A 13,844-nucleotide genomic window follows, 5' to 3' on the forward strand; every position below is an offset into this window, starting at 1 on the left:
GCTCATATCCTGTTTAATCGGCTCGCACGCTGACGACGGGCTTCTTCCTCATCAATCATACGCACTTGCTGTACTACAAATTCTATATGTCCACAGACTGCATCTCTTGCAGCATCTGGATCATGACGTTCAATTGCATCCATCACTTTAAAATGCTGATCATGCAATTGATCAAATCGATGTGTTTCTGAGTACACTTTGCGTCTACCCAAGAGCACGTTAAACTGCAACAGATCAAAAACGCCCCGCATCATCTGTATCAACACTAAATTGTGCGATGCTTCAGCAATCGCCAAATGAAATTTAGCATCGGCAAGTGAAGCTTGCTCATCATCTCCAATCGACTGAAAATATGAAATCTGATCATAATATTCGCGAATCTGAGCCAGATCTTTAGGGGTTGCACGTTGTGCCGCATACCAAGCTGAACCACCCTCAAGGATTGTTCGCGCCTCTTGCACATCAAAACGATATGCTGGATCTTCATCAATCAAATTACTTAAAGATTCAACAATCTGGTTTTGCGACCAGTTCACGGGGATTTGTTGTAAATAGGTCCCCGCCCCGCCTTTGCTGACCAGCATTCCAGTACTGGTCAGTTGAGAAATCGCTTCTCTTAAAGAGGAACGGGATACGCCCAGTTGTTCACACAATTTTCGTTCAGCAGGTAAACGTTCTCCGACTTGCATGTTTTTTTCTTCAATTAACATACGAAGGCTTTGTACCACTTTGTCAGAGACTTTCATCTGCTTTCCTCATTCAGTGACGTTTTATGCTCATGGAATCATCCATGGGAACACATAAGCTTGTAGTGTAATAATAATACCGATCATTACAGTAAACGTTATACTGTGTTTAACCGTAAAACGGAACAGATCAGACTCTTTACCTACCAGCCCCACCGCCGCACATGCAATTGCAATTGATTGAGGAGAAATCATTTTCCCAGTGACACCACCACTGGTATTTGCAGCAACCAGTAATACTTCTGGGACACCAATTTGTTGTGCAGTGGTGGCTTGTAATGCCCCGAACAAAGCATTTGCAGAAGTATCCGAACCTGTAAGGAATACACCTAACCATCCTAAGAATGGAGAGAAGAATGTAAATGCTTGACCCGTATGTGCCAATGCCAAAGCCAAGGTTGCAGACATTCCTGAATAGTTAGCAATAAAAGCAAATGCCAACACCATACCAATCGAATAAATTGGAATTTTTAATTCATTAATGGTTTCAGCAAAAGTAACTACTGCTTCTTTTGGCTTCATTTTTAAGAAAATAATAGTAATGATTGCAGCAATAATAATTGCGGTACCCGTCGCTGAGAACCAATCAAATTTATAAATTGCATCATAGTCTTTTACTTCAGCAACAACAGGTGGCATCTTTTGAATCATTTGATGCAAATATGGCACTTTGATAGAAATCACTAAATCATGTAGTGCACCATCTTTGGTAAATAAATCCTTAAATGGTTTTACACTCCAAATTGTGACCATCACAGTTAAAATCGCAAATGGAGACCATGCTTTGGCAATTTGAGCAAGACTATATTTCTGCTGTTTTTGTGCAGCAAGATTTTCGCTCATGCTGTCATCTTCATTTGCAAAACGGAAAATGTGCTTTGGCTGCCAATATTTTAATAAAATCGTTAATGAAACCAGAGACGCAATTGAAGCAGTAATATCGGGTAATTCTGGACCCACAAAGTTTGAAGTCAAATATTGTGCTAGCGCAAAAGAACCACCACCGACAATCACAGCTGGCCAGGTTTCTTTTACACCACGCCAACCATCCATAATTGCCATGATCCAGAACAGCACAATTGGAACCATAAATGGCAACTGACGTCCAACCATCTGACTGATTTCCATTGTTTCTACACCAGAAACCTGTCCAGCCACAATAATTGGAATCCCCATTGCACCAAATGCCACAGGTGCTGTATTCACAATCAAACATAGACCCGCCGCATAAAGTGGTTTAAAACCAAGCCCCACCAATAACGCAGCGGTAATCGCAACAGGTGCACCAAAGCCAGCCGCACCTTCCAAGAAAGTACCAAAAGCAAAACCAACAAAAAGCATTTGCAGACGTTGATCTTCCGTAATCGACAAAATCGAAGAACGAATAATATCGAACTGCCCTGTTTTTACTGAAACTTTATATAGGAATACTGCGCCAATAATGATCCATGCAATTGGCCATAAACCATAAAAGAAACCATAGACCAATGATGCCAATGCCATCATCGTTGGCATTTGATAAGCAAATAATGAAACCAGTAAAGCCAATACAACTGTAATTGTCCCCGCAACACTTCCTTTCATGCGGAATACAGCAAGGGCTAAAAAGAAAAAGATAATTGGTATCAGCGCAATGGCACTGGATACCCAGATATTGCCCATCGGATCATAAATCTGTTGCCAATGTTGAAGCATTGTCATCTCCTTGAAATGCTTGCTAGAACGTGGAATGTCATTGAATCATCCATTTATTTCTCAATAATTGGTATGACCAATTTAGTTTTAAATTAAAAAATTTTGCACTAACTGCTACTTAATATTAATTTTTGCTGATTTAAAGATCAATAGTTGGCACTCAATTAATTATTTTGGTATGACCAATATTGCAAATATTTCGACCTATTCACAGACCAATCCTTCAGCTTTCAGGGCTTCAAATCGAATAACTCATTTGTTTTATATCGTATTTTTTTAAATTAAACCAATTTTATACAACTTTAGTCGTATGCTATTTTTTAATGCACTTTTTAGTAACACTGATTTAAGTTTATTATCGGGTTTGGAAATACTGCAAAACCAAAATTAGTCAGACCAATTTAAAAATCAGTTAAAATAAGCGTAAAGGCATCGTATTAAACAAAAAATATAAAAAACAGAAAAAAAGCAAAATCAATGAACTTTCACTGATTTTGCTTTTTACTTTAATTGAAAAATTACATAAAAATTTAATCAACTATAAATTAATTCAACAATGTCCACTCATTGATTTAACGATGCTCACAACTCAATAAGGTTGCAGGTTTTTTCTTGATTTTAAGATTTAAAGAACTTGAAATAATTCCTGAACAAATAAATGCCGCACCGATAATAATGTTGATTGTAATCGGCTCATGCCAAAGCACATAACCAAAAAATAAACTTAGAATAGGAATACACATGATTGAAATAGACGCAACAAAGGTATCTACCTGACTCACAATCCAATTCCACAAGGCAAAGGCAAAACCAGTTCCAATCACAGCAATATAGAACAGGATTGAATCATTGAGCGGATTCATCCAAACTTTAACATCTACAGGTTCAAAAATTAAAGCGCCGATCAGAATCACCACCCCACCCATCAACAACTGCCAAAAGGTCAATTTGATTTTGTCATAAGTTGCAAAATTCTGTTTGATATAAACTGTGGTTAAAGCCCAGAAGAAGCCAGACAAGATTAAGAAAGCTTGACCAATTAACGATAAATTCAAATGAATATGATGTAATTGTGGCCAAAGAATCGCAACCAAGCCCAATGTGCCAAGAACCAACCCAATCATTTTTTGGCTATTTAAACGCTCATTTAAAATATAATGCGCCAATACACCAATAAAAATAGGCATAGTAAACACTAAAACCGCAGACAATCCTGAATCAACAAATTGCATGGCAAAGGTTTGTGTTGCATAAAAACCAATACAAATCATCAAACTTGAGATCATCAGTTTTTGCCATTCACCTTTTGCGGGTAAAACGGATTTTCTTAACAGTACTTGAACCAACATAAGGGTAAGCGCAGCTAAGATTAAACGCGTAGAAATAAATAAGAATGGCGGAAATATTTGCAAACTATGTTTGACCAATCCCCACAAAGATCCCCAGACGAGACACAATAATACAATTGCACCAATCACTCGAAGATTCATTTGCTGTACTCAACAGATGGAAAGTACATAGAGTATAGAAAATAAATGGCATCATGAATAATGCTATGTTTTAATGTATACATCATTTTTTTTGATGCTAAAGCAGGTGCTTTATTGTCAGTACTTATTCAATGCATTATTGAGGAATTAAAATGAATATCGATATGGGTGATATCAAATCATTTGTGACTGTTGCTGAACTAAAAAGCATTACCGCAGCAGCAAATAAACTCAATTATTTACAATCGAATATGACTGCAAAAATAAAAAAGATTGAAAATCACTATAAACGTCAACTATTCATCCGAAAACCCAAAGGTGTTGAGCTGACCGAATCAGGAATGAATTTATATCAGCAATACAAAAAAATGATCTTCACATGGGAAGAAACAGAAAATAAAATCTATCAGCAGGAAAAATATTTACGCTTTGGTACCAACACCAGTTTAGGCGGAATGCGTTTCTACCCGTCATTTAGCCAACTTTATGAAACCTACCCTGAGCTTTCAATCACTATGAAAACAGGTGCTACAGGCTATATTGAAGATGAAATTTTACGCGGAAACCTAGATATCGCTTATGTTTTAGGTCACCCAAAACAGAAAAATATTCAGTATATTCAAAAGGCAAATGATCAATTGGTGATTATTGGGAAAAATGTCATCAACCATGACAGCCTTGAAGACTGTCTCAATCATCAAAATATTTTACTTGCCTCAGAAGAATGCTGTTATGCAACCACTTTAGATCATATTTATACAGATTATCATTTAACCAAAGGTGAATTAACCCATATTTATGATCATGAAGCCTTAGTCAATTTCACTCAATTGGGTATGGGAATTTCAATGATTGCAAAGTCACTGATTAAAAAATTTAATATTCAATATTATCGAGAAACACCCGAACAATATCGAGATATTGGATTCTATCTGATTGCACGAAGTGAACATGTATTTACTCCGATTGAAAAGCAGTTTATTGGTTTAAATGATCAACTATGATCCTGAACAAATCAGATATATTGGATTAACTCTATACATCCAATTTATCTTACTTTTAACATAGGTCAATCCGCAGCCTGCCATTTGGCCTTACGCACATTCAGCAAAATCAGCAGCCCGATACAAGTTCCTACTGGAAATCCAATCAAGAATAAAAATCCAATAATGGTAGACATCAATCTCCCTATTTCACTCCCTTTTTCAACTTCAATAGCGGCTTTATAATGTAAGTATGCCAAACCAAACAACACCGCAAAAGCAAATACTACACCTACAAAACCAGTGGAATTAAACCCCGAAGTTAGTGCACAGAAAATTAATATAAGCAACAAAATACCGTAAAAGCCAAACAAAGTATTATGCGTATAGTAGAGCGTTTTATTTAATTGCATAGGATTAAAAGTTTTTAATAATTAGAAAATTATATCAATTTATTAAATTTCACATCTCGTTAATTTGACTTTTCTTATAAGTCTTTAAATGAGGTGCATGAGTCATTTAAGTAAATTAATTTCGCGCAATAAATTGTTATTTTTTTCAATGTTAACCTTCAAATCCAATAAAACATTGATTGAAAAAGTGCTACAATACTGCGTTTATAAAATTCTCTTTGGCCACCCATGTATGTGGTGCCTCTTTCGAAATAGTTAGGACGAGCAATGACTGATAATGCAACGATCTTGCAGAATGTACCAGTAGGCAAAAAAGTGGGTATCGCCTTCTCTGGTGGTCTAGATACTTCAGCAGCTTTATTGTGGATGAAACAAAAAGGCGCAGAACCTTATGCTTATACAGCAAACTTAGGTCAACCTGATGAAGATGACTACGATGCAATTCCGCGTAAAGCTGAAAACTACGGTGCTGTAAAAGCCCGATTGGTTGACTGCCGCTTACAACTTGCATTGGAAGGTATTGCTGCAATTCAATGTGGTGCATTCCATATCAGCACTGGTGGTGTTCCTTATTTCAACACAACACCATTAGGTCGCGCAGTAACAGGTACAATGCTTGTTACAGCAATGAAAGAAGATGATGTTAATATTTGGGGTGATGGTTCAACCTATAAAGGGAACGATATTGAACGTTTCTATCGTTATGGCTTATTAACCAACCCTGCACTTAAAATTTACAAACCTTGGTTAGATCAGCAATTTATTGATGAATTAGGCGGTCGCGCTGAAATGTCACAATTCTTGATCGACAATGGTTTTGATTACAAAATGTCGAAAGAGAAAGCCTATTCAACAGATTCAAACATGTTGGGTGCAACTCACGAAGCGAAAGATCTTGAATACCTCAATGCAGGCATCAAAATCGTTGAGCCAATTATGGGCGTTGCGTTCTGGAAAGAAGACGTAAAAGTTGAAGCTGAAGAAGTTTCTGTAACGTTTGAAGAAGGCTTTCCTGTTGCATTAAATGGCAAACGTATTGAAGACCCTGTTGAATTCATTCTTGAAGCCAACCGTATTGGTGGTCGTCATGGTCTAGGTATGTCTGACCAAATCGAAAACCGTATTATTGAAGCAAAATCTCGTGGCATCTATGAAGCTCCGGGAATGGCACTTCTTCATATTGCTTATGAACGTCTTGTAACTGGTATTCATAACGAAGACACTATTGAACAATATCGTATCAATGGTTTACGTCTAGGTCGCTTATTGTACCAAGGTCGTTGGTTCGATTCGCAAGCATTGATGCTCCGTGAAACAGCACAACGCTGGGTTGCTAAAGCAATCTCGGGTACTGTGACTTTAGAACTTCGTCGTGGTAATGACTACACGATTATGAACACTGAATCAGAGAACCTCACTTATGAAGCTGAGCGTTTAACCATGGAAAAAGGTGATTCAATGTTTAGTCCTGCTGATCGTATCGGCCAATTGACTATGCGTAATCTTGATATCACGGACACCCGTGCAAAACTTGGTATTTATACCAATACTGGTTTATTGGCTGTCGGTACAGGATCTGCAATCCCTCAGTTGAAAGACAAAAATAAATAATTTTTGATGAAAAATAAAACCGCCAAATCTGGCGGTTTTTTTAGCTTTAGCCTTAATGACTTTTCATTAAAGATTGCTTATCAAGACACTGCATTCTTCGTTTCAGGTTGCGATAAGTTTCGTTGCTCTAATTTTTGCTGTTGTTTTTGCAACTCAATCTTTTCAGCATGTTCTTGGCGAATTTGATCATATTCCCGTTTGGTTTCGGCATCACTTTTAGCCGCAAGAAAAGCCATTCCAACTAAAAATACTGGAAATAACAATGCTAATGTCGCAAAGATATAAAATTTTTTCGAACTTGTCTGTGACATAAATTCAAGGCTTTAAATAAATTTAACTAGGCTGGTTAATATAACAGAATATTCCCATCCAATACATTACTCGCCTACAGCCATAGGATTACAATCCTCTATTTATTTAAAGCGAGAAACTTACCTAAAAAGCATATTACCTTGTGATTTAGAAGCTTCAGCAATCACTTCCAACAATACCCTTCATCAATCAAGTTATTGTTTTATATTGAGCTTATTTCCAAAGCTATTTCAATAAAAACCAGTTGCCCATAAAACAAAAACGGTCTAAGCAAATTTAAAAAACAATTAACGATTTTTCGTTTGTTTATAAGCTTCTTGCGCTATAGCCAAGCTTTTCTTTTTACCTTCAACGGTATCTGGAATCTCATTGGAAGTTCCATTTCCTGAATGGCGTTGCAGGTGTTGCTGTTGAGAATACTGATGCATTTCAGACTGAGTTTTTTGTTGCTGTATCGAAGTTTGATTTGCAGTTCGTTGGGTTAATTTTTGTTGAAGTTGTTGCTGTGGATTTACAGTAGCAGTTCCAGCACAAGGCCTAGATTGGTAAGTTACCGAACCTTTAACTACACATTTGTGTACGTCTTTAGCAAATACATGATGAGAAATCCCTAAAGCTAAGATAACCAACAATACTTTTTTCACAACCAACACTCCATTTAAGTTTCAACAAAATATCAACAAATGATTTAAATTGCTATTTACACAGGAGTTTTCTTATTTACAGAAGTTTTCATCTACAATTAAGGTATAAATATGACTTTTTTTGCCAAGTTTTACAGCATTTTGTCATAGTTCAAATCCTTGAGTTTCAAGATTTAATTTGAAGGTTTTTAAGTGATTGCTGAACAATAAAACCATGAACCAAAGAAACAGGCAGCATATAAATTTTCCCAAAAAGATTATATGTCACTACACTAGTACATATCGTTAATTCATTTCTAAGCTCATCATATTCCTCGATTTGTAAAACCAGCAATACACTCAAATGTTTATCGGTTGACTGTAAAAAAAGCTCACGATCTGAGACTTTAACCACATCAAAAAAATCTGCTTTTCCACCCACTTGAAGTGGTTTAGTTGATTCACCAAAGCCTTGAATAGGTTGCACACCACCTAAATGCCGGCTTAAAAAATCTCTTAGCTTAAACGCAGCCCTCAACCAAACTGGCGGCTTACTGGTCATTAGATAATAGGCTTGAGTACTGGTAAGATTTTTATCAATATATTGCTTGGCTTCGTGTAAAAAATTTAATTGATCAAGTGGAGCAACCAGTATTTTAGGATCTTTTTCTATGTTCATTCGATTAACCCCTTAAAATATAATTAATATTTTTTCAAACAACGGCTAAAAACAGTCTACAGTAATCAGTTGTTGGTGCAATTACTCACATTCTAAAGTTTAATAAATATACTTAGATTCTAGAATAAAATAGCCAAACCATAAATAACAAAAAGGTCTGCACTTGGCAGACCTTTGATTATACTGACTTTAGTGCATCTATCTTTTAATTAGCTATCCATGTTATCAATGATTGCTTGACCGAATTCAGAACAGCGAAGCAAAGTTGCACCTGGCATCAATCGCTCAAAGTCGTAGGTAACAGTTTTCGCAGCAATCGCTCCCGACACCCCTTGAATAATCAAATCAGCAGCTTCAATCCACCCCATATCACGAAGCATCATTTCCGCAGAAAGAATAATAGAACCTGGATTTACTTTATCCTGGCCTGCATATTTCGGTGCTGTACCGTGAGTCGCTTCATATACAGAAATTGCACCACCAATATTTGCACCCGGCGCAATTCCAATACCACCTACTTCAGCTGCCAACGCATCAGAAATATAGTCACCATTTAAGTTAAGTGTCGCAATCACAGAATATTCAGAAGGACGCATTAAGATTTGCTGTAGAAAGGCATCGGCAATGACATCTTTAATAATGATCTCTTTACCCGTTCTTGGATTTTTAATTTTTACCCAAGGGCCGCCATCAATCAGCTCACCACCAAAACGATCAATTGCCAGTTCATAACCCCATTCTTTGAATGCACCTTCGGTATATTTCATAATGTTGCCTTTATGCACTAAAGTTACACTCGGCTTATCATTATCAATCGCAAACTGGATCGCCTTACGTACTAAACGCTGAGTACCTTCTTTCGATACAGGTTTAATACCAATCCCACAATTATCTTCAAAACGAATCTTAGTCACACCCATTTCTTCTTTTAAGAATTTAATGACTTTTTTCGCTTCAGGAGAATCCGCTTTCCATTCGATACCCGCATAGATATCTTCGGAATTTTCACGAAAAATCACCATATCAGTCAGTTCAGGGTGTTGAACAGGTGACGGCACTCCTTCAAACCAGCGTACAGGACGTACACAAACATAAAGGTCGAGTTCTTGGCGTAAAGCGACATTCAATGAACGAATACCACCACCCACAGGCGTAGTTAATGGACCCTTAATCGAAACCACAAATTCCCGCAGTGCCTCAAAAGTTTCTTCAGGCATATAGGTCCCATAGATTTTATCTGCCTTTTCACCACAGTAAACTTCCATCCATTCGATCGAACGTTTGCCAGCATATGCTTTTTGAATTGCGGCATCTACAACAGCTTTCATGGCTGGAGTAATATCAACCCCAATACCATCCCCTTCAATAAAAGGAATGATTGGATGATTTGGAACATTCAGTGACAAGTCTGCATTTACAGTAATTTTGCTACCATCGGCAGGTACTACGATCTTCTGATAACCCATTGTTCAGGTTCTCCCTTTTATTATAGTTGGCAAATCCAAAATAATTGCCAAATAGACAATACTTCTAACCCTTCTTAGCGCATATCAGTCTAGTCTAATTCGTACATTTTTTGAGATTTATACGAGGAATAACAACATTTCTCTACTGAATAAAGCACAATGTTTCATTATTTAATATCACTCAAACCATCATTTTTTATATAAATCGACAAGCTCAATCACTCCAATGTTTAAAATAAAAGTATTAGCTTTACTTTTCCATACACATAAATTTTCCAAGAGTCAGATCTTTAAAAGTGAGAGCTACTATACGTTTACACTATAAACATTATTTCTAATTTTTTGATTTTATATTCGCCATTTAATTTAAAAATCTATAACATTTTGACAATAGATTTATGACCAAACCAGCCACCTTAAAACCACAATATATTCTTATATTTCATTACATTAAATTATGCACCACAATAGATCACAAACAAAAATCGGTAATTTTATTTTTATTATTGGTATTTTTTGCCATTGATTTATATTTTAAAAAAATAATTTACACAAAATCACCATCAAGTTAAGATTAATTACAAAAGTAATTCACTTTTACTATATGTTTTCACATGAATTTTAATGAAAAAATAAATCAAAATTCATTTTTTAATTCTTTCTGCCTATCCTAAGACCTCCAATCAAATTAACCATCTTTGCAATTATTATTTAGTCTTAAAATCTTTAACATTATTCCTGTTTTTCAAATCGTAATGAATTTTGAATTTATTGCGATTCAACCTATCTCATGGATGTAAATAATGGATAAAACTTACACTAAAGAAGAGAAGCGAGGTCGTATACGCGGTATCGTCGGCGCAGCTTCAGGAAACTTAGTAGAATGGTTTGATTTTTATATTTATGCTGTGTTTGCGGCATATTTCACTAAAGCATTAACTGCACCTGATATGGACTCCGGTACTCAAGCAATTTATGTATGGGGTGTCTTTGCAGCCAGCTTCTTTATGCGACCAATTGGTAGCTGGGTTTTCGGACGAATTGCCGATAAACATGGCCGTAAAAAATCAATGGTCATTTCCATCTGCCTTATGGCAGTAAGCTCTTTCTTATTTGCCGCACTCCCAACCTATGAACAAGTTGGAATGGCAGCACCTTTCCTACTTTTACTTGTTCGCCTGCTACAGGGTTTATCTGTAGGTGGTGAATATGGTGCTGTAGCAACCTATATGAGTGAGCTTGGCTTAAAAGGTCAACGAGGCTTTTTTGCTTCTTTCCAGTATGTCACTTTGTCAGGTGGTCAGTTATTAGCAAGCTTGCTCGGTGTTATTATGTTGGCCTTCCTATCAGAGCAGCAATTGCTTGATGGCGGCTGGCGTATTCCTTTTGTCATTGGTGGTATTGCTGCAATTATCTCCCTACTTGCACGTAGCCGTTTGGAAGAAACATTATCTAGCGAAGACAGTGATAAAGAAGAATCTGGAAGCTTAAGTGAACTGTTTAAAAATCACTGGAAAACCTTCTTATTGGTTGTAGGTTATACCTCTGCGGGTTCTCTCACCTTCTATGTGATTACAGTATATTCAAAGACCTACCTCACCAATATGGGTGTAGATAGTAAAACTGTCGGATTCATTATGACAGCTTCACTCTTTATTTTTATGCTTGCACAACCTGTGTTTGGTGCTATTTCTGACCGCATTGGCCGTCGTGCTGCAATGCTTGCGTTCAGTGGTACTATGGCGATTTTCATCTATCCAGTCATGGTGATCTGGATGCCACATTTCAGTTATTCGCCATTGATGGTTGCTCTGTTACTTATTTTCCTCATGATGTTGCTCAGCTTCTATACCTCTATCAGTGGATTGGTTAAGGCAGAAATGTTTCCACCACATGTTCGTGCATTGGGTGTTGGTTTCTCTTACGCTGTGGGTAATGCAATCTTTGGTGGTTCTGCGCCGTCTGTCGCACTACAGTTCAAAGCAGCGGGTATTGAAAGCACCTTCTTCCTTTATGTGATTGTCATGTTAGTGATCTGTTTCTTATGTAGTTTTAAATTACCTAAAGAACCTGAATATCTAAAACATGACCACTAAACAACATGATCAACCAACTAATAGCTTGTGATCACTGATTAAAACTTGAGATCTACGCTATTCAAAAAAGCTGTACTACCCAAAGGTGGTACAGCTTTTTTTCTATCATAAGATTTAGGTTCATTGGATGTTGTTTGCAAGTTACGTTTAAATATTAGCCCTACCCATGTTTTAGCAAAAAAATCTACCTACCCCCAATCTCTTTTCTTCAATAGATCTAGCATTTTTGATCTTTCATTTTTTGGCTGTAAAAACAACTTGAAAAGATCATGATTAACGTCTATCAATATATTCCATATACCCACGACCTGTTATTTTTAAATCATTAAATTCACCTTCCCACGCATACGAAGTCACATAACCTGCGGCTAATCCAAAACAATATGGTGTATCCACAGTTGCATTGATTTCGAATATTTTTTTATGATCATGATATGCAATCCATTTAAACTGATCAGGCACTTGCATTGCATATCCATCAGGCGTTATTTCTTTATTGTCCTTAAACTTTGTGACCTCAAATACAATATCTCCATTGTATTGAATAGAACGACCACCAACATTTCGGTAATATACCGAGGTCAATATAGGCTGCGACTCATAACAAATCATCGCCAACAATAATTGCTGTTCTGTATCGATATTAATGACTTGATAGCTAAATATTTTTACTGGCAACTGAACATTCTCGGCTAACCATTTATTTTTAAGCATCGAAATCGCTACAGCTTTCCACGACTCAAGTGTACAAAGTCCTTGTACTTTTATACTCTTGTATTTTTGAGTCAGAGTCCCCTCATATCTCATTAAAACACTGAAATGTTTATAAAATGGACCATAAGCAAACCAAGAAATTGCTTTTGTTGGCTGAAGTCCGATATTAACTTGCAAATCTTCTCTATTGCTGACTAAAAAATACCCTTTAGCATCGTCTTCATACAATATAGATTGGTCGTTAAAATTCACAGAAAAAGGATTCTGAGTAAATTTTATATCGTCTTGTACAGAATACGTTGTATAGGCCTCTTGTGTTGTAGACAAAGCCGTTCCATGCACTAAAGAGGCTGTATCACCTTTACCTCTAGGTGATATTTGATATTGCATATCTGTGATCGGAAATCCAACATATCCAATAACTGAAGCCCAAGATAAATAATTAAATGGTTCAGGCAAATCAGGAATCATTACGCCATAATGCGTACTTCCATATCGTTTATAGTCTACATGCGGACTTAGCTCATACTCTCTTGGTAACTTAGCTTGTCTTTCAGGATTAACTGCACCCAATAAAGCTCCTGATACCTTTGCAATCTTCTTGTGTATTTTTTCACTCATTCCCAATGGCGGCAGCTTGCTATTCACTTGCATGGTTTACCTATACGACTTCTTATATTCAGCATCCATCTTATAATTTGCCATTAAATTGTATATATCAATTAGACAACTATTATTGTCTAATGAGGACATCAAGATTAAGTAAAAATATAGTCGCTCAAACTATAAAATTTTAGAGAGGTCGTTGAAAATTGGCTCAGAATTTAAGCCCAAAAATGCATGCTACTCGTTCATTTACTTAAGATACGCTCTAACAAGATAAAATCATCACCCCATTCTAAAAGACCTCGCACCTTAAGATCCCCAGCCTAAGAAAAATGTATTTACAACTCAGCCTAGGTAAATAAATAAAGTTGAAGAATACAAAGCGTAATCTGATATAGTAGCGCACATAT

Annotated in this window: 12 protein-coding genes; 3 read left to right on the top strand and 9 right to left on the bottom strand. The window is 36.5% G+C overall.

Annotation, left to right across the window (positions count from 1 at the left end; translation table 11 throughout):
• Positions 1-2 precede the first annotated feature (2 nt).
• From lldR to AC07WY_RS06660, 3 genes are all read right to left on the bottom strand, one after another.
• Positions 3-746 carry a transcriptional regulator LldR gene (lldR, locus tag AC07WY_RS06650; RefSeq protein ID WP_166782099.1) on the bottom strand — a complete coding sequence of 248 codons (744 nt, stop codon included), beginning with the start codon at positions 744-746 and terminating at the stop codon, positions 3-5.
• A 30-nt stretch (positions 747-776) separates the two neighbouring features.
• Complete coding sequence (gene lldP, locus AC07WY_RS06655; RefSeq protein ID WP_171066957.1) at positions 777-2,447, bottom strand: L-lactate permease; 1,671 nt, start codon at positions 2,445-2,447, stop codon at positions 777-779.
• Positions 2,448-3,013: 566 nt separating this feature from the next.
• Positions 3,014-3,931, bottom strand: coding sequence for a DMT family transporter (locus tag AC07WY_RS06660; protein WP_209827170.1), 918 nt, complete (start codon positions 3,929-3,931; stop codon positions 3,014-3,016).
• Between the two features lie 152 nt (positions 3,932-4,083).
• On the opposite strand from AC07WY_RS06660, the gene AC07WY_RS06665 reads away from it, so the two are divergent.
• Positions 4,084-4,935, top strand: coding sequence for a LysR family transcriptional regulator (locus AC07WY_RS06665; protein ID WP_262086554.1), 852 nt, complete (start codon positions 4,084-4,086; stop codon positions 4,933-4,935).
• Between the two features lie 65 nt (positions 4,936-5,000).
• On the opposite strand, the gene AC07WY_RS06670 is transcribed toward AC07WY_RS06665, so the two are convergent.
• Positions 5,001-5,327, bottom strand: coding sequence for a hypothetical protein (locus AC07WY_RS06670; RefSeq protein ID WP_494736021.1), 327 nt, complete (start codon positions 5,325-5,327; stop codon positions 5,001-5,003).
• 267 nt (positions 5,328-5,594) lie between these two features.
• Between AC07WY_RS06670 and argG the strand changes: the two genes are divergently transcribed.
• Complete coding sequence (gene argG / locus AC07WY_RS06675) at positions 5,595-6,938, top strand: argininosuccinate synthase (protein ID WP_004724905.1); 1,344 nt, start codon at positions 5,595-5,597, stop codon at positions 6,936-6,938.
• Positions 6,939-7,018: 80 nt separating this feature from the next.
• Here the strand turns inward: argG and AC07WY_RS06680 are convergent, their stop codons facing one another.
• From AC07WY_RS06680 to icd, 4 genes are all read right to left on the bottom strand, one after another.
• The gene (locus AC07WY_RS06680) at positions 7,019-7,249 is read right to left on the bottom strand and encodes a hypothetical protein (protein ID WP_004823058.1); all 231 of its coding nucleotides are present in this window, start codon (positions 7,247-7,249) and stop codon (positions 7,019-7,021) included.
• Between the two features lie 288 nt (positions 7,250-7,537).
• Positions 7,538-7,894 carry a hypothetical protein gene (locus tag AC07WY_RS06685; protein WP_034616240.1) on the bottom strand — a complete coding sequence of 119 codons (357 nt, stop codon included), beginning with the start codon at positions 7,892-7,894 and terminating at the stop codon, positions 7,538-7,540.
• 166 nt (positions 7,895-8,060) lie between these two features.
• On the bottom strand, positions 8,061-8,552 hold the full coding sequence (locus AC07WY_RS06690; RefSeq protein WP_494736022.1) for a DUF2867 domain-containing protein: 492 nt from the start codon (positions 8,550-8,552) through the stop codon (positions 8,061-8,063).
• A 209-nt stretch (positions 8,553-8,761) separates the two neighbouring features.
• On the bottom strand, positions 8,762-10,018 hold the full coding sequence (icd, locus tag AC07WY_RS06695) for an NADP-dependent isocitrate dehydrogenase (protein ID WP_096734735.1): 1,257 nt from the start codon (positions 10,016-10,018) through the stop codon (positions 8,762-8,764).
• An 803-nt stretch (positions 10,019-10,821) separates the two neighbouring features.
• Between icd and AC07WY_RS06700 the strand changes: the two genes are divergently transcribed.
• On the top strand, positions 10,822-12,114 hold the full coding sequence (locus AC07WY_RS06700; RefSeq protein ID WP_004823065.1) for an MFS transporter: 1,293 nt from the start codon (positions 10,822-10,824) through the stop codon (positions 12,112-12,114).
• 273 nt (positions 12,115-12,387) lie between these two features.
• Here AC07WY_RS06700 and AC07WY_RS06705 read toward each other — a convergent pair whose 3' ends face one another.
• Entirely contained in the window at positions 12,388-13,482 is a 1,095-nt protein-coding gene (locus AC07WY_RS06705; RefSeq protein WP_494736023.1) for a DUF6670 family protein, read from the bottom strand.
• Positions 13,483-13,844 lie beyond the last annotated feature (362 nt).

Source organism: Acinetobacter sp. GW821-FHT01C12 (genome assembly GCF_059422625.1).